At 66.1% G+C, this 19,590-nt stretch carries 19 protein-coding genes and 1 pseudogene; 7 read left to right on the forward strand and 13 right to left on the reverse strand.

Annotated features, from left to right (window positions below; translation table 11 throughout):
• The first annotated feature begins 202 nt into the window (after positions 1-202).
• Complete coding sequence (locus AC25M7_RS17415) at positions 203-847, forward strand: DedA family protein (RefSeq protein ID WP_186594834.1); 645 nt, start codon at positions 203-205, stop codon at positions 845-847.
• A 501-nt stretch (positions 848-1,348) separates the two neighbouring features.
• On the opposite strand, the pseudogene AC25M7_RS17420 reads toward AC25M7_RS17415, so the two are convergent.
• A pseudogene (locus tag AC25M7_RS17420) lies at positions 1,349-1,975 on the reverse strand (sterol desaturase family protein); the annotation flags it as partial.
• 113 nt (positions 1,976-2,088) lie between these two features.
• Between AC25M7_RS17420 and elbB the strand changes: the two are divergent.
• Positions 2,089-2,754, forward strand: a complete 666-nt coding sequence (gene elbB, locus AC25M7_RS17425; protein ID WP_062362666.1) for an isoprenoid biosynthesis glyoxalase ElbB — start codon at positions 2,089-2,091, stop codon at positions 2,752-2,754.
• Between the two features lie 234 nt (positions 2,755-2,988).
• Here elbB and AC25M7_RS17430 read toward each other — a convergent pair whose 3' ends face one another.
• Both AC25M7_RS17430 and AC25M7_RS17435 read right to left on the reverse strand, forming a co-directional pair.
• Positions 2,989-3,441, reverse strand: coding sequence for a YaiI/YqxD family protein (locus AC25M7_RS17430; protein ID WP_028689239.1), 453 nt, complete (start codon positions 3,439-3,441; stop codon positions 2,989-2,991).
• Between the two features lie 133 nt (positions 3,442-3,574).
• The gene (locus tag AC25M7_RS17435; protein ID WP_062362663.1) at positions 3,575-5,518 is read right to left on the reverse strand and encodes a cytochrome c/FTR1 family iron permease; all 1,944 of its coding nucleotides are present in this window, start codon (positions 5,516-5,518) and stop codon (positions 3,575-3,577) included.
• A 291-nt stretch (positions 5,519-5,809) separates the two neighbouring features.
• Between AC25M7_RS17435 and AC25M7_RS17440 the strand changes: the two genes are divergently transcribed.
• The 4 genes from AC25M7_RS17440 to AC25M7_RS17455 are packed head-to-tail and all read left to right on the forward strand — an operon-like array spanning position 5,810 to position 8,940.
• Positions 5,810-7,201, forward strand: coding sequence for a COG3014 family protein (locus AC25M7_RS17440; protein ID WP_062362660.1), 1,392 nt, complete (start codon positions 5,810-5,812; stop codon positions 7,199-7,201).
• Positions 7,202-7,215: 14 nt separating this feature from the next.
• On the forward strand, positions 7,216-7,584 hold the full coding sequence (locus AC25M7_RS17445) for a YcfL family putative periplasmic lipoprotein (RefSeq protein ID WP_028689242.1): 369 nt from the start codon (positions 7,216-7,218) through the stop codon (positions 7,582-7,584).
• Between the two features lie 21 nt (positions 7,585-7,605).
• Entirely contained in the window at positions 7,606-8,193 is a 588-nt protein-coding gene (gene lpoB, locus AC25M7_RS17450; RefSeq protein ID WP_028689243.1) for a penicillin-binding protein activator LpoB, read from the forward strand.
• 3 nt (positions 8,194-8,196) lie between these two features.
• The gene (locus AC25M7_RS17455; protein ID WP_028689244.1) at positions 8,197-8,940 is read left to right on the forward strand and encodes a hypothetical protein; all 744 of its coding nucleotides are present in this window, start codon (positions 8,197-8,199) and stop codon (positions 8,938-8,940) included.
• A 48-nt stretch (positions 8,941-8,988) separates the two neighbouring features.
• Here AC25M7_RS17455 and AC25M7_RS17460 read toward each other — a convergent pair whose 3' ends face one another.
• From AC25M7_RS17460 to AC25M7_RS17485, 6 genes are all read right to left on the reverse strand, one after another.
• Positions 8,989-10,407 (reverse strand): efflux transporter outer membrane subunit, encoded by a 1,419-nt coding sequence (locus AC25M7_RS17460; protein ID WP_486971314.1) that lies wholly within the window; start codon positions 10,405-10,407, stop codon positions 8,989-8,991.
• Positions 10,404-11,279: an efflux RND transporter periplasmic adaptor subunit gene (locus tag AC25M7_RS17465; RefSeq protein ID WP_028689246.1), complete on the reverse strand. Its 876-nt coding sequence runs from the start codon at positions 11,277-11,279 to the stop codon at positions 10,404-10,406. Before AC25M7_RS17465 ends, AC25M7_RS17460 begins: the two co-directional genes overlap by 4 nt.
• A complete protein-coding gene (locus AC25M7_RS17470; protein WP_016392395.1) occupies positions 11,276-11,488 on the reverse strand; it encodes a DUF1656 domain-containing protein in 213 nt (70 codons plus the stop codon). Before AC25M7_RS17470 ends, AC25M7_RS17465 begins: the two co-directional genes overlap by 4 nt.
• Positions 11,485-13,572: an FUSC family protein gene (locus AC25M7_RS17475; protein WP_486971315.1), complete on the reverse strand. Its 2,088-nt coding sequence runs from the start codon at positions 13,570-13,572 to the stop codon at positions 11,485-11,487. Before AC25M7_RS17475 ends, AC25M7_RS17470 begins: the two co-directional genes overlap by 4 nt.
• The gene (locus tag AC25M7_RS17480; RefSeq protein ID WP_028689248.1) at positions 13,569-14,006 is read right to left on the reverse strand and encodes a MarR family winged helix-turn-helix transcriptional regulator; all 438 of its coding nucleotides are present in this window, start codon (positions 14,004-14,006) and stop codon (positions 13,569-13,571) included. Before AC25M7_RS17480 ends, AC25M7_RS17475 begins: the two co-directional genes overlap by 4 nt.
• A gap of 196 nt (positions 14,007-14,202) precedes the next feature.
• Positions 14,203-15,015, reverse strand: coding sequence for a tetratricopeptide repeat protein (locus AC25M7_RS17485; protein WP_207852043.1), 813 nt, complete (start codon positions 15,013-15,015; stop codon positions 14,203-14,205).
• A gap of 206 nt (positions 15,016-15,221) precedes the next feature.
• On the opposite strand from AC25M7_RS17485, the gene AC25M7_RS17490 reads away from it, so the two are divergent.
• Positions 15,222-15,779, forward strand: a complete 558-nt coding sequence (locus AC25M7_RS17490) for a WYL domain-containing protein (RefSeq protein WP_028689250.1) — start codon at positions 15,222-15,224, stop codon at positions 15,777-15,779.
• 12 nt (positions 15,780-15,791) lie between these two features.
• Here AC25M7_RS17490 and AC25M7_RS17495 read toward each other — a convergent pair whose 3' ends face one another.
• Genes AC25M7_RS17495 through AC25M7_RS17510 form a run of 4 tightly spaced genes read right to left on the reverse strand, consistent with a single transcriptional unit; the run spans position 15,792 to position 19,476 of the window.
• A complete protein-coding gene (locus AC25M7_RS17495) occupies positions 15,792-16,655 on the reverse strand; it encodes an ABC transporter permease (RefSeq protein ID WP_486971316.1) in 864 nt (287 codons plus the stop codon).
• A gap of 13 nt (positions 16,656-16,668) precedes the next feature.
• On the reverse strand, positions 16,669-17,532 hold the full coding sequence (locus AC25M7_RS17500; RefSeq protein WP_062362647.1) for an ABC transporter ATP-binding protein: 864 nt from the start codon (positions 17,530-17,532) through the stop codon (positions 16,669-16,671).
• A gap of 6 nt (positions 17,533-17,538) precedes the next feature.
• Positions 17,539-18,558 carry an ABC transporter substrate-binding protein gene (locus AC25M7_RS17505; RefSeq protein WP_062362644.1) on the reverse strand — a complete coding sequence of 340 codons (1,020 nt, stop codon included), beginning with the start codon at positions 18,556-18,558 and terminating at the stop codon, positions 17,539-17,541.
• An 18-nt stretch (positions 18,559-18,576) separates the two neighbouring features.
• The gene (locus tag AC25M7_RS17510) at positions 18,577-19,476 is read right to left on the reverse strand and encodes a TauD/TfdA dioxygenase family protein (RefSeq protein WP_069016486.1); all 900 of its coding nucleotides are present in this window, start codon (positions 19,474-19,476) and stop codon (positions 18,577-18,579) included.
• Positions 19,477-19,590: the final 114 nt, after the last annotated feature.

The raw sequence follows: 19,590 nt of genomic DNA on the forward strand, positions 1-19,590 counted from the left end.
ACTCCTGAGCCCGCGCGGGCGGGCAGCGCGACAGTTATAAGCGGCCATTATGACGCCTGTGTTACATCCTTGGGCAACCCTGCGACTTGTGGCCGCAGCCATTGTCGTTGCAGGGAATCTTCACGTCGAGACACATTTGGACACTTTCCCCAACGCGCCCGAAGGGGTAGGCTGCGCGTTCATTTCGCCAGCACGCCAGAAAATGCTTCAACAATTCCTGAACGATTTCGGCTACTTTGCCCTTTTTCTCGGCACGTTCTTCGAGGGCGAGACCATCCTGGTGCTCGCGGGCTTTCTTGCGTTCCGCGAATACATGGACATCAAGCTGGTGGTCTTGGTGGCCTTCTGCGGCAGCTACGCCGGTGACCAGCTGTGGTACTTCATGGGCCGCCGCCACGGGCGCAAGATCCTCGCCCGCAAGCCGCGCTGGCAGGCCATGGGTGACCGAGCACTGGAGCACATCCGCCGCCATCCGGATATCTGGGTGCTGAGTTTCCGTTTCGTCTACGGCCTGCGCACGGTAATGCCGGTGGCCATCGGCCTGTCCGGCTACCCGCCGCGCCGCTACCTGCTGCTCAACGGCATCGGTGCCGCGGTGTGGGCCCTGGCCCTGGGCCTGGCCGCCTACCACTTCGGCGCCATTCTCGAAGGCATGCTCGGCAGCATCAAGAAATACGAGCTATGGGTGCTCGGCGGCCTGCTGGTGCTGGGCCTGCTGCTCTGGCTGCGCCGGCGTTTTCGCAACCTCCGCGCCGAGCGCCGCGCGGCGGCAGAGGGCCAGGCCGCCGAGGCTGAGCAGGCTGTAAACCAGGAGCAGCAACCAGAACACGGGCGTGACCAGCACTAAGCCAAGCGCGCCGGACAGATACAGCGCCGGCGCATTCGACAGCAGCCGCACGATCTCCAGGCGCCCCGCCCACGGCCGGTCCTCCAGCGCCACGCCCAGCACGAACAGCCCGAACGCCATCACCGTCCAGCCCAGCACCAGGGCCGCGGGCGCCACGTGCTCCGCCACCTCCATCAGATAACTGCCCAGCGCCACGTAGACCGCGAACTGCACGGTGACGTAAAGCTGCTGCGCGCCGCCCAGGGGGATCGCGAACTTGCGAAACGCCGCCAGGTCCTGCTTGGGCTGTGGATCAGCGGCGGCCACATCCGCCGGGCGCCAGCCAGTGGGCATGAACCAGATGCGCAGCTTGTCCCACCAACTGCCGGCGCGACGAGCGTCGTGCCAGAGCTGGGCGTAGAACTGCACGTTGGCCCACAGCGGGTTCCAGCTGGCCAGCGGCGTGGTTACTCCGAAGATCACAGGCTCGCGTTCGTCCTCCTCCTGGAAGGTGCCGAACAACCGGTCCCAGATTATGAACACGCCGCCGTAGTTGCGATCCAAGTACAAAGGATTCTGCGCATGGTGGACGCGATGGTTGGACGGCGTGATGAAGATCCACTCCAGCCAGCCCAGCTTGGGCACATGGCGGGTGTGCACCCAGAACTGGTACAGCAGGTTCAGCGACGCCACGGTGATGAACACCAGGGGCGGCACGCCCAGCAGCGCCAGCGGCAGGTAGAAGATCCAGGAGAACAGGAAGCCGCTGCTGGTCTGGCGCAGGGCGGTGGTCAGGTTGTACTCCTCGCTCTGGTGATGCACCGAGTGCGCGGCCCACAAGACGTTGCGCTCATGGCCCAGGCGGTGCAGCCAGTAGTAGCAGAGGTCGTAGAGCACGAAGGCGACCACCCACACCCACCAGGCATCGGCCGGCAGCCGCAGCCAAGCCAGGTGTTCCCAGGCCAGGGCATAGGTGACCAGCCCCACCCCTTTGGTCAGCAACCCGGTGCTGGTGGACAGCGCGCCGGTGCTCAGGCTGTTGATCGAGTCGGCGAGCTGGTAGTTGCGCCGGCCGCGCACGCGGTCGGCGATCAGCTCCACCGCGATCAGTACGAAGAAGAACGGCACGGCCAGCAGAATCAGGTCCATGAACGGCCACCTCCAAGGTTGTCCACGAAGATTAGGCCCGCCGAAGGGCAAATCCCATGGCTACATCTGCCAAACTAGAGGACATTTAGCGCCTCGACACTGGAGTATTGAGCATGACAAAAAAAGTTGCGGTGATTCTGTCCGGTTGCGGCGTGTATGACGGCGCCGAGATCCACGAAAGCGTGATCACCCTGCTGCGCCTGGACCAGCGTGGCGCCCAGGTGCAGTGCTTCGCGCCGAACATCGCGCAGATGCATGTGATCGACCACCTGACCGGGGAAGAGATGCCCGAATCGCGCAATGTGCTGGTGGAGTCGGCGCGCATTGCCCGTGGCGAGGTGAAGGACATTCGCGAAGCCAAAGCCGAAGACTTCGACGCCCTGATCGTTCCAGGCGGCTTCGGCGCGGCCAAGAATCTCTCCAACTTTGCCGTCGAAGGCGACAAGTGCAGCGTGCAGCCAGATGTGCTGGCCCTGGCCGAGGCCTTCGCCGAGGCAGGCAAGCCCGTTGGCCTGATCTGCATCTCGCCGGCCCTTGCGGCGAAGATCTACGGGCCGGGCGTGGTCTGCACCATCGGCAACGACGCCGGCACCAGCGCGGCGGTGGTGAAAATGGGCGGCACCCATGAGGAGTGCGATGTGCACGACATCGTCGAGGATACCCAGCGCAAGCTGGTGACCACGCCGGCGTACATGCTGGCCAAGTCGATCAGCGAGGCGGCGGGTGGCATCTACAAGCTGGTGGATCGGGTGCTGGAGCTGACCCACGAGAACGACTGACAGACGCTGGTGCAGGGGCAACTGTCTTGTGCTACCCGTACCGGCCTCATCGTCGGCTACAGGTAAAGCACAAGCCCATAGCCGCTGCGGTCCCTGTGGGAGCGGCCTAGTGTCGCGATGGGCTGCGTAGCCGCCCCGGCGATTTTGCATGATGCCAAGATCCTGGGGCCGCTACGCGCCCCATCGCGACACAAGGCCGCTCCTACAGGCTTGGCGGATGCTTCCGGGATAACGTCAGGCTTTGGACAGGCGAGTGAGAATGCGGTCCAGCGCATTGGCGAACGCCTGCTTCTCGCGCTCGCCATAGGGCGCCTGGCCACCGCCAACCTGACCTTGCTCGCGCAGCTCGGTGAACAGGTTGCGTACCGCCAGGCGCTCGCCCATGTTGCGCTCGTCGAACTCGCGACCGCGCGGATCCAGCGCCGCCACGCCCTTCTTGATCAGGCGATCGGCCAGCGGCACGTCGCTGCAGATCACCAGCTCGCCGGGCTCGGCGTTCTCCACCAGGTAGTCATCGGCCGCGTCCATGCCGCTGGGCACCACGATCAGCCGCACGCAGGCGAAGGCCGGCTTGATCTGCGGCTGGCCGGCCACCATCACCACTTCGAGCTTGCGCTTGAGGGCGAACTTGACGATCAGGTCCTTGGCCGCCTTGGGGCAGGCGTCGGCATCGATCCATACACGCATTGCTTTCGTTTCCTCGCATAGCTGGGAGGGCCGCGCCCTCCTTTCGCGACACAAGGCCGCTCCCACAGAGCTGCCAGTATGCCTGTGGAGTGGCCTTACGTCGCGATGGGCCGCATGACGGCCCTGAAGTATCTCAGCTGGCCGCTGTCCGGCGCTTCTCGGCCAGCCGGCTGCGCCCGTAGAGGAACACGATTGCCAGCAACGCCACGACCTGCGCGCCCAGCGAATAGGCATCGGCATGAATCCCCAGCCAGTCGAACTCGAAGAACGCCACCGGCCGCGTTCCCAACACCCCGGCTTCCTGCAGGGCCTTGACGCCATGCCCGGCGAACACCACCGACAGCGCGCACAACAGCGCCGCGTTGATGCTGAAGAACAACGACAGCGGCAGCTTGGCCGAGCCGCGCAGGATCACCCAGGCCAGGCCCACCAGCAGCACCAACGCCGTGGCGCCACCGGCCAGCACCGCCTGATGGCCAGCCGGGCCGGCCTGCAGCCACAGGGTCTCGTAGAACAGGATCACCTCGAACAGCTCGCGGTACACCGAGAAGAACGCCAGCAAGGCAAAGCCGAAGCGCCCGCCGCCAGTGACCAGGCTGCGCTTGATGTAGTCCTGCCAGGCGGCGGCGTGACGTCGATCGTGCATCCACACGCCGAGCCACAGCACCATCACCGCGGCGAACAGCGCCGTACAACCTTCGAGCAGTTCCCGCTGCGCACCGCCGACGTCGATCACATAGGCCGCCAGGGCCCAGGTGGCGAAGCCGGCGACCAGCGCCAGGCCCCAGCCGATATTGACGCTGCGCACCGCCGACTGCTGACCGGTGTTGCGCAGGAAGGCCAGGATCGCCGCCAGCACCAGGATCGCCTCCAGGCCCTCGCGCAGCAGGATCAGCAGGCCGGAGACGTAGCTCAACGACCAGCTCAGGCCATCGCTGCCCAGCAGCTTGGAGGCCTGCTCCAGCCTGGCCTTGGCCTCGGCCAGACGCTGTTCGGCCTGGGCCACCGGCAGGCCGTCCTGCAACGACTGACGGTAGGCCATCAGTGACTTTTCCGTGTCCTTGCGGGCCTGGGCGTCGATGTTGTCGAGCGAGCTTTCCACCAGCTCGAAGCCTTCCAGGTAGGCCGCCACCGACAAATCGTAGGCTTGATCGTGGTCGCCGGCGCGGTAGGCCGCCAGGCTCTTGTCCAGGGTACTGGAGGTGTATTCGAGCAACTGCGCCGGGCCGCGCTTGACCTGCGGCGGCTGCGCGCGCTGGGCGCGGAACGCGGCCACGGCATCCGCGCCTTCGCTGGCGGCGACTTCGGCCGGAGTCTGCCGGGCCAGGTCGGCGATGTTCCAGGTCTTGTCGCCCTTGGCCGCCTGCGGGTCGGCGGTGAAGCTGGCGATGTAGGCCGCCACGTCCCAGCGCTGGCGCTCGTCGAGTTGTTCGGCGAACGACGGCATCTCGGTGCCTTCAATGCCCAGCCCGAGTGTGTTGTACAGGTCGAACAGGCTCAACTGGTCAAGGCGCCTGGTATCGCGCAGGTCGGCCGGCGCAGGCTCCAGGCCGATGCCGGCCGGGCCGTCGCCCAGGCCGGTGTCACCGTGGCAGATCGCGCAGTTCTGCGCATACAGCGCCGCGCCGCGGGCTGGGTCCGGGGTGATCACCGGGGCCTGGCTGACCTCGTAAGCCACTGCCAGACGCGCCCCCAGTTGGCGGGCCTGGCGGGCAACAGCGGCGCCGTCCTGACGCTGGTCGATGGCCTCGCGCAGGCTCTGCACACCCTGCTCGAGGGCACCGTGCTCGGCATGCGCGGGCAGGCCCTTGACCAGCTCGGCCAGCACGCCGCTGAACTCCTGCTGCTCGCGGTATTCCCCGTCGTCCACCACCTTGCCGTCGCGTACGGTCGGCGGATAGTCGGCACCGATGTAATCCAGCAGGTGCAGCGCCTTGGTCGCCTCGGCGGTTGCTTCGGCCAGCGTCGGGGTGCTGCACAGGGCCAGCACCGGGCCAAACAGCAGGGCAGGCAGCCAGGCAAGCAGACGGGAACGGGAAGTCATGGCCAATCTCGACGGAAATACGAAAGAGAACATTGTTCACTTCCACTCTCCCCTGCTCAAGGCTCATGGGCAGATTTCATGAAAAATCTTGAGACAAATTGACGGAATGCACCGACCGGGAATGCATTTTTCCAACTGATGGCATCGGCGCCAAAAATGCGAAGCAATTCGCCATCACCGTACTACTACTTTGGGTATAATCCCGCGCCGCCGTAATAGCCATTAGCAATCAAGGCGCCTCCATCGAGAGGTTCTGGCGATAAAACAGAGGGATCTGCCGCCCCCGCCCACGCGGCCAACCGTTTCAGGGAAAGAAGAAGTCCGATGGTATCCCGCGCCCTCACCCTGGCGACCCTGGTCGCCGCCGTGCAGCTCACCGGCTGCTCGGTGTTCCGCAGCTACGACAGCGAACTGCAGGAGACCAACAAGCAGTTGGCCGCCGGCAACGTCGACGCCGCCCTCGCCCTGCTCGAGAGCAACAACAAGGGCGAGCAGAAAGACCTGCTCTACTACTTCGAAAAAGGCGAGCTGCTGCGCTCCAAGGGTGACCTCAAGGGCAGCCAGGACGCCTGGCGCTCGGCCGACAGCGTGGTGTTCCAATGGGAAGAGTCGGTCAAGCTCGACACCGACAAGTACCTGAGCCAGTTCGGCAGCTACCTGGTCAACGACAAGGTTCGCCGCTACGAAGGCTATGACTACGAAAAAGTCATGCTGACCACGCAGATGGCCCTGAACCTGCTGGCACAGAACGATTTCGACGGTGCCCGCACCGAGATCAAGAAGACCCACGAGCGTGAGGCGATCATCGCCGAGCTGCGCGACAAGGAATACCTCAAGCGCGAGGAAGAGGCCGAGAAGGAAGGCATCAAGACCGAGTACAAGGACCTGCAGGGTTACCCGGTCGCCAGCCTCGACGCCCCAGAGGTGGTCGGCCTGAAGAACAGCTACCAGAGCGCCTTCAGCCATTACCTGTCCGGCTATGTCTACGAGGCCCTCGGCGAGAAGGGCCTGGCCGCGCCGGGCTACCGCAAGGCCGCCGAGCTGCGCCCGAACACGCCGCTGCTCGACCAGGCGCTGCTCGACCTGGACAAGAACAGCGCCAAGGCCGGCGAAAGCGATGTGCTGATCGTGGTGCAGACCGGCCTGGCCCCGGCCCGTGACTCGATCCGCATTCCCCTGCCGCTGCCGATCCAGGACAACCTGGTGATCACCCCGCTGTCCTTCCCGATCATCAAGGAAGACACCTCGACCGCGCACCTGGGCGAGATCCAGCTCAACGACAAGGCCCTGGCCCTGACCGCGCTCAACAGCACCACGGCCATGTCGCGCCGCGCCCTGCGCGACGACATGCCGGGCATCATCCTGCGCACCAGCGTGCGCGCCATCAGCCGCGGCGTGGCGCAGAAGAACCTGAACAAGACCAACCCGATGGCCGGGCTGGTGGTGGGCATCGCCTCCACCGTGCTGGAAGGCGCCGATACCCGCACCTGGCGCACCCTGCCCGACGAAACCCAGGTGGCCCGCGTACGCCTCAAGCCAGGCGAACACCACCTGAGCCTGCCGTCGAGCCTCGGCGGCACCCAGGTCACCGTGAAGGTCGATCGCCCCTACCAGGTGGTCACCCTGCGCGTGGTCGGCAATCGCGTATTCGCTGGCGGCCCGGCCGTCGTCGTCGCACCGCAGGCCGCAGCCACCGCTGTCGCCAGCCTCAAGTAACCCAAGGATCGAACATGCGCAGAACATGCCTCGCACTGGCCGCCGTCGCCCTCCTGGCCGGCTGCGCCACCCCGCCCCCAGCCCCTGGCAGCGCCGCCAGCAAGGTGGTGACCATGGGCCAGCTGGATGACATCGAAGTCGGCCAGATGCGCGTCGCCCGCGAGAACGGCTACCTCACCGTCAACGTGGCGCTGACCAACACCAGCCGCAGCAACCAGACACTCTTCTACCGCTTCGCCTGGCTGGGCAGCGACGGTTTCCCGGTGGCCGACGAGGAGAGCTGGAAAGCCCTGCCGTTGTACGGCAAGCAGGCCAAGTTCCTGCCCGCCATCGCCCCGAGCCCCGCTGCCCGCGACTTCCGCCTCGAAGTCCACACCCGGTAATCCCTTTCAGGAGCACGTTCCATGTTTGCACGCCTTTCCCTCGCCGCCATCGCCATTGCCCTGGTCAGCGGTTGCAGCACCCCGTCGCCGGTACTCGGCGGCAAGAACATCAGCTACGGCGACAGCAAGGCCGTCGAGCTGGTGACCAACGAGTTCGGCTCCACCGACCTGCAGATGATCGCCGAGAGCATGACCCGGTCCCTGGCCCAGTCCGGCGTGCTGCACGGCCGCCCGGTGGTGCAGGTGTACGACGTCAAGAACAAGACCAGCGAGTACATCGATACCCGCGAGATCACCACCTCCATCAAGACCCAGCTGATGAAGTCCGGCGCCGCCCGCTTCGCCAGCGACAACACCGACATGCAGAGCCAGGTCGACCAGCTCAAGCTGCAGAACCAGAGCGGTCTGTACAAGAAGAAGACCGTGGCCAAGACCGGCAACATGATCGCCGCCAAGTACCGTCTGGAAGGCTCGATCAGCTCGATCGTCAAGCGCAGCAGCGACTACAAGGACGTGTTCTACAAGTTCAGCCTGCAGCTGATCGACGTGGAAAGCGGCCTGGCCGAGTGGATGGACGAAAAAGAAATCCGCAAGACCACGGAGCGCTGATCGATGCGTGCATGGATGGCAATCATCGGCCTGGCCTGCGCCTTCGGCGCGCAGGCGGCCCCCAAGGTGGCGGTGACCGACCTGGCCTACCAGGCGCAGGTGGAGGAATACATCCACACCATCAACGCCCAGAGCAGCGGCCAGGCCGGCATGTATCACGCCAGCGGCCAGTCGAGCTACAGCGAGTACGAGAGCCTTAACAGCTACATCGAGCAGACCGAGCTGCGCAAGTTCGGTGGCGACATCAAGGGTGAGATCCTCAAGACCGGCATGTTCCAGCTGGTCCAGGGCCGTCCTTATACCGCCGACTCGAAGGAAGACGTCTACGACGTGATCCGCCGCATCAAGAATGGCGCGTTCAAGGGTGCCGACTACGTGCTGTTCGGCACCCTGTCGGACATCGACTTCCAGCAGGACATCAACTCGCTGGACCACACCGACAGCTACTCGGCGGTGCTGGGCCTGACCGTGGTCGCCGACTTCAGCCTGATCAACACCCGCACCTACGAGATCACCTCGGCGTTCACCGCCATGGGTGAGGGGCAGGACACCAAGCTGGTGAAGGGCCAGGACCGCCGCGTGACGCTGAACCGTCCGCGGGTGGTGCGTGATGTGTCGAAGGCGCTGGGCGAGGATGTGGCGCAGCAGCTGGCCGAGCAGTTGGGCGGTTCGGTGCCTGGGCAGACGAAGCAGCCGCGTGGGCGGGACAACCTGCCGCCGGATGAGCCGGCGCGGGTGCTGAACTAACCCACACAATCCCTGGAGCGGCCTTGTGCCGCTCCTACAGGTGAATCATCAAGGCCTGGCACTGTCCTTCCAGCCGCCACCCAAGGCCAGAAACACCCCTATCTGCCCCATCGCCACCTGGCTGTTGGCCGCCGCCAGCTGCGCCCTTACGTCTGTATAGGTCCGCGTCGCCTGCAGGTCCGCCAGGAACGACTCACGCCCCACCTGGTAACGCAGATGCGTCTGGTCCGCCGACTCCTTGGCCGAACGCTCTGCCTCGGCCAGGGCATCGCGCCGTTCCAGCAGCGCGCTGTACTGCGCCAGGCGGGTCTGGGTTTCGCGAATGGCGTTGAGCACCACCCCGTCGAAATGCGCCAATGCCGCCTGGGTCGAGGCTTCGGCCATGCGAATGCGCGCGCGGGTGCCGTTGGTGGGGATGTTCCAGCTTATCTGCGGACCGAAGCCCCAACGGTTGGTGGCCGGCTCGCCGAGGTTCTCGAGGATGCCGATGGTGCCCACCTGGGCGCCGATGCTGATATCCGGGTACAGCGCGCCGGTGGCCACGCCGATGCTGGCGGTGGCCGCCGCCAGCTGGCGCTCGGCCTGACGCACGTCCGGGCGGCGCTTGAGCAGGGCCGCGCCGTCACCGACCGGCACCAGCTGCGACAGGTGGGGCAGTTCGGCGCAATCGGCGGTGCCGGCGGGCAACTGCTCGACCGGCTTGGCCAGTAACGCAGAAAGGGTGTAGAGGCCCGCCTCACGCTCGGCCTTGAAGCGCGGCAGTTCGGCGCGCAGGGACTTGAACTGGGTCTGCGAACGGGTGACCTGGGTCTCGTCGCCACGCCCGGCGTCGCGCAGACGCTGGGTCAGTTGCACGCTCTGCTGCTGCAGGTCCAGCGACTCTCGGGCGATGTGGTATTCCTCGTTGGCCGAGCACACCTGGGTATAGGCCTTGACCACATCGGCCACCAGGGTGATGCGCGCGGTGTCGGCGGCAGCCTGCACCGCGTCGGCGTTGGCCTTGGCGGCCTCGGTGCCGCGCTTGAAGGTACCCCACAGGTCGAACTGGTAGCTGGCGCTGATGATCGCTTCGCCGATATTGGCCACCGGCACTTTCTCCGGCAGCAGGAACGCTTCGCCGGACTCCTGCAGGCGCTGGGCGCCCAGCTTGACTCCACCGTTGAAGCCCCCCTGGGATTCGGCCACCTCCACCTGGGCGCGGGCCTTGGCGATGTTGGCGGCGGCCACGCGCAGTTCGGTGTTGGCGCTCAGGGCTTGGCGCACCAGCTCGTTGAGCCGTTGATCCTGGTACAACTGCCACCAGTCCTCGGGCACCGGCGCCGAGACCACGCTGTCGGCGTCCTGGCGCAGCGGGCCATTGAGGTCGTCGCGCTGCACGGCGGCGTCCTTGGGCAGCTCGTAGTCAGGGCCGACCATCATGCAGGCCCCCAGGGACAGGCACAGCCCGGCCAGGATCAGCTGTTTCATGGATGCTGGCCCTCGATGATCGACACCGTGGCGGTGCGTCCGGCGATCATGCGGAAGTCTTCCGGCACTTCATCGAAGGCGATGCGCACCGGAATCCGCTGGGCCAGGCGCACCCAGCTGAACGCCGGGTTGACGTTGGGCAGCAGGTTGGCACCGCTGCTGCGGTCGCGGTCTTCGATGCCGGCGGCCAGGCTCTGTACCCGGCCACGCAGTCGGGTGTTGTCGCCCATCACGCGGATCTCCACGGCATCGCCGATATGGATACCGCCCAGCTTGGTCTCTTCGAAGTAACCATCGACATGGTACGAGGCGCTGTCGACCACCGACAGCACCGGACGCCCGGCGCTGACGAACTCGTGGGCACGCGGGGCGCGGTCGTTGAGGTAACCGTCCACCGGGCTGCGCACCACCGAGCGGTCGAGGTTGAGCTGGGCCACATCCACCTGCACCTGGGCCTCGTTCACCGCCGAGCGGGCGCGGGCCTCGCGGGACTGGCTCTCTTCAAGCTGCTCGGCCGCCACCAGGTTGCCCAGCTTGCGGTTGCGCTGCGCCTCGCGGGAGGCCTGGGCCAGGGTTTCCTGGCGCTCGGCCAGGGTCGCCTTGGCCTGGCGCAGGGCCAGGGTGAAGCGGTCCTGGTCGATGGTGAACAGCACGTCACCGCGCTTGATGGTCTGGTTGTCACGCACCTCGACCTTCTGGATCAGCCCGGACACATCCGGGGCGATCTGGATCACGTCGGCACGGATATGCCCATCTCGGGTCCAGGGGGCGAACATGTAGTACACCACCATCTGCCACACGAGCACGGCGGCGAAGGTCACTACCAGCAAGGTCAGGACCACGCGGCCCAGGGTCAGCAAAGGTTTTTTCATGGCAGCATCAGGCTTCGGCAAAAGTGGTCCACCGCGCCAAGCAGCACGGCATAGAGGGCAACGTTGAACAGCGCCCGGTGCCAGACCAGGCGGTAGAAATGCAGGCGCACCAGCACCGCGTGCACCCCGAGGAACAGCAGGTAGGTGCCAAACATCATCACCAGCAGCGTGGGCAGGAACACCCCGCTGATATCCAGTTCACCGATCACAGGGGCGCTCCGTCGAGTCCGGGGGGCAGTTGCGTTTGCTCGGCAGGCTCGAGCATCACTTCCACGCCCGGCAGCAGCGCCAGGCGCAGGCCGCTCAAGGCGTGCAGCAGGTGGGTGCGGGCGTCGCCGCGTTCGTACAATTCGTCCAGGTTCAGCGCCAGGCGCGCACGCTCCATGTTGCGCAGCAGCGCCGCCGGGGCATGCAGGCGCTCGCCGGCACGCAGGCAGGCGGCGTAGTGACTGCCGACCTCCTCGATCACCGTGCGCAGGCGTTCGCGGGCCTCGGCGCCGGCGCGCGGCAGGTAGGCCAGCAGGTCGAGCAGGTTCAGGCCCACGCGCAGGTCGCGCAGGGCCACGCCGCTGTCCTGGCCGGTCTGCGACAGGCGCGGCAGGTGCTGCATCAGGCGGTCGAGCATCTGCACGCCGACCTGGCGGTGCTCGGCCAGGGTGGCCGGCGCGGTCATCTCGACGATGTCGCGCCAGGTGAAGCGGGTCATGCGCTTGGCCGCCAGCTCCACGCCGAACGGGCGCACCACCAGGGTCCAGATGAAGGCGAACAGCAGGCCCACGGGACCGGCCAGGTTGGCGTTGATGAAGGTGAAGAAGTCGGCGTCGTAGGCGCCCTGGATACTGATGAAGGTCGAAGTGTTGACGATGGTCAGCAGGGTACCGAGGTAAAAACGCGGCTGCACGGTCAGGGTGCCGACGCAAATGAACGGCACCGCGAAGGCCAGCACCAGCATCGGAAAGTCGTGCAGGTTGGGCAGTACCAGGAACAGGTACAGGCTGGAGAAGATCACCGACATCAAGGTCCAGAAGAAGAACCGGTAGATCTGCGGCGCCGGGTCGTCCATGGCGGCGAAGAAACTGCACGACACGGCGGCGAGGATCACCGCGCTGGCGCCGTCGTTCCAGCCCAGACCGATCCACAGGCCGCAGGCGACGATGATGGCGGTGACGGTGGAGAACACCGAATAGAGCATCAGGCCACGGTCGAAGAACGGCGTCAGACGGCCCAGGCGCCAGTGACGGTAGACCGCGCGCCAGGGCGTGGCGTCGTCCTTGCGCAGGGCGTGCTGCAAGCTGCAGCAGTCCTGCCAGAGATCGGCCCATTCGGTCAGCCGGTAGAGGGCGTTGGACAATAGCAGTTCGGCGCGCTGGTCGATGGCGGCGGCGCCGGGCTGCAGGCGGTCGATCCGCTCGTGAAGGGCGGTCCAGCGCGCCACCGAGGCGCTGTCGGCAGTGCCCTTGACCCATTCACGAGCAGCATCGAGTACCGGTTTCAACTGGGCGAACTGGGCCGGGGCGCGGCCCTCGAGGGCGATCAGGGCGTCGTCCAGGGCATCGATCACCGGCAACAGGTGGATCATCCGGCCACGCAGCTCACGGGCATTTTTCAGGGTATGCGGGCCGGCGCCTTCGTGGCCGAGCTGGCCGATCATCAATTCCAGCGAGTTGAAGGTGGCAACCATCGCGCCACGCATGCCGCCGACCTTGTCGGCGCTGGCCTCGCGGGCCAGGTAGGTATCGCTGTAGCGGATCGCCTCGGTGAACCAGTTGCCGGTCGCGCCCACCACCACCGGCGCCAGCCGGCGCGGCCAGAAAATCGCGCCGACCACCGCCGCGCAGACGATGCCCAGGCAGATCTCCTGGGCGCGGGACGAGGCAACGTCGAACACCGCCAGCGGGTTGTCGACCACCGCCAGGGCGATCATCGGCAGGGTATAGCCGGCCAGCATCAGCACGTAGTTGTTGGCCGTGCGCAGGTTCAACGAAAGGAACAGCAAGGTGCCGGTCCACAGGGCGATGGCAATGCTCAGCAGCAGCGGAGACTGCACCAGCGGCGGCACCAGTAGGATCGCTCCGCCGGCGCCCAGCAACGTACCCAGGGCCCGGTAAAGCGCCTTGGAGGTGGTGGGGCCGAGGAACGGGCTGGAGACGATGTACACCGTGGCCATGGCCCAGTAGGGACGCGGCAACTGCATGAGCAAGGCGATGTACAGGGCGATCATCGACGCGGCGAAGGTGCGCACGCCGTAGAACCAGTCGCGGGCCGGGGGCACGGAGCTGAAGAAGCCACTCATGGCATCACGCCCGCGGCTTCGAACGCCTGGATCACCCGCAAGGTGGCGTCCAGGTCGGCCTGGTCGATACCGCCGAGCACCTCACGGCGCAGGCGCACCAGTTCGCCTTCGATGGACTCCGCCAGGGCGCGCCCCTCGACGGTCAGGCTCAGGGCCTTGGCGCGGCGGTCCAGCGGATCCTCGCTGCGGCAGACCAGCCCGGCCTTGCACAGCTGGTCGAGCAGGCGCACCAGCGACGGGCTTTCCAGCCCGGCCGCCTGCGCCACTGCCACCTGATGCACACCGTCGCCCAGGCGCACGATCATCAGCAGCGGCACGGCGCAGGCTTCGGAAATGCCGTAGCCGGTCAGGGCGCCCTGGCAAAGGCGCCGCCAATGACGGGCAGCGACGACCATGCCGCTGCTGATTTTCAGGTGCAGTGCGTCGAGGGACATATGGGAACCGAGGATATTCATAGTTTGCTAACTATCAATATACGCCCTGCCCTACCCCTGTCGTCAACCGGGGGTGACGGAGGGAAACGATGAAAGGTTGTTCATCTACCCGCGATCTGGCCGGATAACACGATCCCTGGAGCGACCGGTCCGACGCCTCGGCAAGGCCGCTCCAGGGATCGCGCTGAACATTGCCTCACGGCTGGATCTGGTCTTCCAGCTTCATGGTCAGCGCCAGGGTGCTGCCCATCTGGATGGCCTGGTCGCGCCAGCCGAGGTAGCGCGCCGCATCGCGGCTGCTGAAATGCACCGCCAACTCCTCGGCCGCCTGCATCACGCCAGTCGCCGCCGCCAGCTCCAGCCAATACAGCCCGGCCTTGGTGTCCGCCTCGACATACACCCCATGCAACAAGCGGTAGCCCACCTCGAAGCGGCAGCGCGTCTCCCCGCGCTGGGCGCCACGCAGGAACCACTGGTACGCCTCGAACGGGTCGACCTGCCACACCTGGTCGCCCTCGCACACCTCTTCTTCGTACAAATCTCCCAGCGCCGCAGCGGCATGCACCATGCCCCGCTCGAAGGCATGCCGGTAGTATTCGGCCGCGTTGGCGTAGGAGACATCCACACCCTTGCCGAAGTAATGCTGTTGGCCAAGGTTGAACCAGGCCGCGGCATTGCCCTGCAGCGCAGCCATGCGCAACAGGTGGCCGGCCAGCACGGTGTCGCCGCGCCAGTACTTGCCGTTGAGCCAGATCCAGCCCAGGTCATTGAGCGCCGCGACATTGCCCAGCAAAGCCTGGCGGCACAGGTCGTGGTAGACCGCCTGCAGGTCGACCGCCTCGTCCAGCCGATCGGCCAGGCCGAAACGCTCGCCGCTCAAGGCCTGCTGGCTGGGCATGCCGACCCCGGCGAACAGCCTGTGGCGCTGTCCGGGGCGTGCCGGGGCCGGGACGATCCGCTCGGGGAGAAGCCGGGCGAGCAGCGAATGGATATTGCTGGCGGCAGACATGTTCATCCTCATTGAACGACCCACAGCTCCAACCTCCACTGTGGTGAGGCGTGATTCTGCGCGATGCCACGACAAAACCTGTCGCGAACGAATTGATCCCAGGCAACCAATTGCATCTTCCTTGATCTGAGCACGCTGTGGCCAATTGCCATGCCCTACCCGTGCCGCCATCCTATGCCGGCAAGCCTAGACAAGGACGTTTCCTTTTGCCGTTCGCCACCACCCGCGCCACCCTCAGCCGCCAATGGGCCTTGCTCCGTCAATTGCCCAGCCGCTCCCCCGGGATCACCAGTGCCGAACTGGTGTGGCGCCTGCGTGACGTGGGCTTCACCGTCAGCAAGCGCACGGTCGAGCGCGACCTCAACGAGCTGTCGCTGATCTTCCCGCTGGAGCGCAACGACAAGAGCATCCCGTTCGGCTGGCACTGGTCGGCCAATGCCGGTGGCGAGCTGCGTGGGAATTTCGACCTGCAGGGGTACCTGCGCGGCGATACGCTGCAGCCAGGGCAAGGGGAAGGGGTCGAGTTGCAGGCATGGATCAGCGACCTGCTGGCCCGCCGACTGCGCGAAGCGCCGTTGACTGCCGACATGCAACTGACTGCCCTGGAACAGGGGCACCGGCTGCGGGCGACGGTGGCGGACGGCTGGCCCCTGCGCTGGTGGTTGCTGAGCCAGGGGGATGGGCTGGTGGTGGAAGCGCCGCAGGCGCTGCGCGAGGAGATTGCGCGGACGCTGGACAGCGCTGCGGCGCGGTATCGGAATTGAGCTCCGCGAGCCCTAGCGCTGCATCCCCCACCGCCGCACGGTCAGCCGCTCCAGGGTGTTGAACACCAGCCCCTCCACCAGCAGGCCGATAAGAATTACCACCGCCAATCCGGCGAACACCTTGTCGGTATACAGCTCGTTGCGGTTCTGGAAGATGTACCAACCCAGCCCGCCCTTGCCGCTGCTGGCGCCGAACACCAGCTCGGCGGCGATCAGCGTACGCCAGGCGAAGGCCCAGCCGATCTTCAGCCCCGACAGGATCGACGGCAGCGCCGCCGGCACCAGGATATGCAGCACCAGGCGCAGGCCGCGCAGCCCGTAGTTGCGCCCGGCCATGCGCAGGGTCTCGGACACGCCCAGGAAGCCCGCGTAGGTGTTCAGCGCCAGCGCCCACAGCACCGAGTGCACCAGCACGAAGATCAGGCTGTTGTCGCCCAGGCCGAACCAGAGCAAGGCCAACGGCAGCAGGGCGATGGCCGGCAGCGGGTTGAACATCGAGGTCAGCGTGCCCAGCAGATCGCGCCCCACTTGCGTCGAGACGGCGAGGCTGGTCAGGCCGAAGGCCAGGACGATGCCCAGCACATAGCCTTTGAGCAGCACCACCAGCGATACACCGACCTTGGCCGGCAGCTCGCCGCTGAGCAGCCCGTCCCACAACGCGCTGACGGTCTGCAGGAAGCTCGGCAGCAGCAGGTCGTTGCCGGTATAGCGGGCAACGGCCTCCCAGACCAACGCAAGCAGTACCAGGATCACGGCCTTGCGCAGCCAGCCCTGTTGCCACAAGCGTTGCACCAGCGGCAGCTCGCGCTCCAGCGGCACACCCGGCAGGGGTTGCAGCTGCACTTCGTATTCCTGGCGTACAGGTGTCGTCGTCATGCCCTGGCTCCCGTCAGTAGGCGATACGGATATCGTTGAAGCCCAGATCGTCCGCTGGCGTCGAGGCATCGGCCTCGTCGAACAACAGCCGGTGGATACGCCGGGCACTGGCCTGGAAATCGCTGGCGCCGAGGCTACCGAGGTCATACTGGTGGCTGTGCACCTCGGCCCGCACCCGCCCGGGATGCGGCGACAGCAGCAGGATGCGATTGCCCACCACCAGCGCCTCTTCGATGGAGTGGGTGACGAACAGCAGGGTGAAGCGCACCTCCTCCCACAGCAGCAGCAGCTCTTCCTGCATCTTGCGCCGGGTCAGGGCGTCGAGGGCGGCGAACGGCTCGTCCATCAGCAGGATCTTCGGCTGCGTGGCCAGTGCCCGGGCGATGGCCACGCGGGCCTTCATGCCACCGGACAGGGTGTGCGGGTAGGCGTCGGCGAAGGCGGCCAGGCCGACTTTCTCGAGGTAATGCAGCGCCCGCTCCTCGGCCTCGGCGCGCTTGAGCTGGCCGGACACCAGCAGCGGGAACATCACGTTCTGCTTCACCGTCTTCCACGGCGGCAACTGGTCGAACTCCTGGAACACCACGATGCGGTCCGGCCCCGGACCGCGCACCGGCTGGCCCTGGAGCAGGATCTGCCCTTCCCGTGGCGCGATGAAGCCGGCCACGGCCTTGAGCAAGGTGGACTTGCCGCAGCCGGACGGGCCGAGCAAGACGAAACGGTCGGCGCGGTCGACCTCGAAACTGACCTGGTGGGTGGCCCGCACCACGCGCTGGGCGGTGCGGTATTCAAGGCTCAGGTTGTCCACCGCCAGCAGCGGTGGGGTGGCGACACGGCTCAGGTTGCTGGCCGTGTGGCCTGGCAATGGGGCGGTCATCGGCGCTCAGCTCCCCTGCAACGGGCGTTCATCCTGGAAGAAGTAGTCCTTCCACGATTCGGGCTTGTTCTTGATCGCGCCGACCCGGTAGAGGAACTCGGCCAACTTGTAGGTGTTCTTCGGCGTGACAGTGAATTCGTACTGCGGGTTGTCGATCAGCTTGATCAGCGCCTCGCGGTCGATCTTGGCCTTGGTCACGCGGATGTAGGTGTCGGCGGCGCCGGCCTTGTCCTTCTGGGCATAGTCGGCGGCCTCGGCCAGGGCGTCGACGAAGGCCTTGTAGGTCTTGGGGTTGTCCTTGCGGAATTTCTCGGTGGCGAACAGCAGGGTCGGTGAGTTGGGGCCGAGCAGGTCGTAGCTGTCGAGCACCACGTGCACGTTCTTGTTGGCCAGCACCTGGTCCTGGAACGGAGGGTTGGAGAAGTGCCCGTTGAGCTCGGTGCCGCCGGCCAGCAAAGCCGCGGTGGCGTCCGGGTGCGGCACGGCCAGGGTGTACTTGTCGAGGCGGTTGTACTCCTTGTCGCCCCACTGCCGGGCGGCGGCATACTGCAGGAAGCGCGACTGCACCGAAACGCCCACCGCCGGGACGGCGATACGGTCCTTGTCGGAGATATCGGCGATGGTCTTCACATTGGGGTTGCTGCTGACCAGGTAGTACGGGAAGTTGCCCAGCGAGGCCACGGCCTTGACGTTCTGCCGGCCGCGGGTTCTATCCCACACCGTGAGCAGCGGCCCGACACCGGCGCCGGCGATGTCCACCGAGCCGGACAGCAAGGCGTCGTTGATCGCCGCGCCACCGGACAGCTGGGCCCAGTCGACCTTGATGTCGAGGCCCTGCTCCTTGCCGTGCTTCTCGATCAGTTGCTGGTCGCGCACCACATTGAGCAGCAGGTAGACGATGCCGAACTGTTCGGCGATGCGGATCTGCCCTTCGGCGTGGGCCACGGTCGGCGCCGCCAGGCTGCCCAGACCCAAGCTGGCGCCCAGGCCGATACTTGCCGCCAGGCGGCTGATGGATTTGCGCATGATGTGTTTCCTCAGTCGTCAGAATGGGGCATCGCCCTGGATGGTGGTGCGGTACAGCTTGCGGCGCAGGTGCGCGGGGCAACCGGTGGCCAGGTGGATCAGCGAGCGGTTGTCCCAGAACACCAGGTCGTGGGGCTGCCATTGGTGGCGATAGATGTTCTGCTCCAACACGCTCAAGGCGTACAGCTGTTGCAGCACGTCGCGGCTTTCGTCATCCGGCAGGCCGACGATGCGGGTGGTGAAGCCTTCGCTGACGAACAGCGCCTTGCGGCCGTTTTCCGGGTGGGTACGCACCACCGGATGGATAACCTCCTGGACCTGGGCCAGTTGCTCGGCGGTCAGCGTCGGGCGCCAGTTGCCTTCAAACTTGGTCTCGGCGTAACGGGCGGTGTAGGAGTGGGCGGCGCTGCGGCCCTCGACGACCCGACGCAGGGCCTCGGGCAGCGCGTCCCAGGCCTTGTGCATGTCGGCGAACAAGGTGTCACCGCCTTCGCTGGGCAGCTCCTGGGCGTGCAGCATCGAGCCCAGGCTCGGCAGCTCCTTGTACGACAGGTCCGAATGCCAGAACTTGCCGGCATCGCCCAGGCCGACGTTGCGGCCGTCCTCGACGATATTGGAAACGATCAGGATCTCGGGATGGCCGGCGAGCAGGAACTGCTTGAGCACATGGATCTGCAGCTCGCCGAAACGGCGGCTGAAGGCGATCTGCTGTTCGGGGGTAATGCGCTGGTCGCGAAACACCAGGACGTGATGGTCCAGGTGGGCGCGGTGAATACGGGTGAAATCCTCGGCATTGACCGCACGGGCCAGGTCGAGGCCGATGATCTCGGCACCAACGGCGCCGGGGAACGGACGGATGTCGAAGGTTTGCGGCAGGGCGCTGTCGATGGTCGACAAGGCGTTCGAGGCGGCTGGCATTGTTCACTCCCACGCAGTGCGCGACTTCAGGGCGCGCAACGATCGGAAACGCACGGGGATTGCCCGTGTGGGTTCGAGTCGTGCGGCGCGCCGATTGGTCGGCGGGTACGCAGT

This window comes from Pseudomonas sp. P106(2024) (assembly GCF_057480815.1).

Excerpts from the sequence above, each read along its gene's own strand:
- AC25M7_RS17415 (WP_186594834.1), top strand. The coding sequence starts at position 203 with ATGCTTCAACAATTCCTGAACGATTTCGGCTACTTTGCCCTTTTTCTC.
- elbB (WP_062362666.1), top strand. The coding sequence starts at position 2,089 with ATGACAAAAAAAGTTGCGGTGATTCTGTCCGGTTGCGGCGTGTATGAC.
- AC25M7_RS17430 (WP_028689239.1), bottom strand. The coding sequence starts at position 3,441 with ATGCGTGTATGGATCGATGCCGACGCCTGCCCCAAGGCGGCCAAGGAC.
- AC25M7_RS17435 (WP_062362663.1), bottom strand. The coding sequence starts at position 5,518 with ATGTTCTCTTTCGTATTTCCGTCGAGATTGGCCATGACTTCCCGTTCC.
- AC25M7_RS17440 (WP_062362660.1), top strand. The coding sequence starts at position 5,810 with ATGGTATCCCGCGCCCTCACCCTGGCGACCCTGGTCGCCGCCGTGCAG.
- AC25M7_RS17445 (WP_028689242.1), top strand. The coding sequence starts at position 7,216 with ATGCGCAGAACATGCCTCGCACTGGCCGCCGTCGCCCTCCTGGCCGGC.
- lpoB (WP_028689243.1), top strand. The coding sequence starts at position 7,606 with ATGTTTGCACGCCTTTCCCTCGCCGCCATCGCCATTGCCCTGGTCAGC.
- AC25M7_RS17455 (WP_028689244.1), top strand. The coding sequence starts at position 8,197 with ATGCGTGCATGGATGGCAATCATCGGCCTGGCCTGCGCCTTCGGCGCG.
- AC25M7_RS17460 (WP_486971314.1), bottom strand. The coding sequence starts at position 10,407 with ATGAAACAGCTGATCCTGGCCGGGCTGTGCCTGTCCCTGGGGGCCTGC.
- AC25M7_RS17465 (WP_028689246.1), bottom strand. The coding sequence starts at position 11,279 with ATGAAAAAACCTTTGCTGACCCTGGGCCGCGTGGTCCTGACCTTGCTG.
- AC25M7_RS17475 (WP_486971315.1), bottom strand. The coding sequence starts at position 13,572 with ATGAGTGGCTTCTTCAGCTCCGTGCCCCCGGCCCGCGACTGGTTCTAC.
- AC25M7_RS17480 (WP_028689248.1), bottom strand. The coding sequence starts at position 14,006 with ATGTCCCTCGACGCACTGCACCTGAAAATCAGCAGCGGCATGGTCGTC.
- AC25M7_RS17485 (WP_207852043.1), bottom strand. The coding sequence starts at position 15,015 with ATGTCTGCCGCCAGCAATATCCATTCGCTGCTCGCCCGGCTTCTCCCC.
- AC25M7_RS17495 (WP_486971316.1), bottom strand. The coding sequence starts at position 16,655 with ATGACGACGACACCTGTACGCCAGGAATACGAAGTGCAGCTGCAACCC.
- AC25M7_RS17500 (WP_062362647.1), bottom strand. The coding sequence starts at position 17,532 with ATGACCGCCCCATTGCCAGGCCACACGGCCAGCAACCTGAGCCGTGTC.
- AC25M7_RS17505 (WP_062362644.1), bottom strand. The coding sequence starts at position 18,558 with ATGCGCAAATCCATCAGCCGCCTGGCGGCAAGTATCGGCCTGGGCGCC.
- AC25M7_RS17510 (WP_069016486.1), bottom strand. The coding sequence starts at position 19,476 with ATGCCAGCCGCCTCGAACGCCTTGTCGACCATCGACAGCGCCCTGCCG.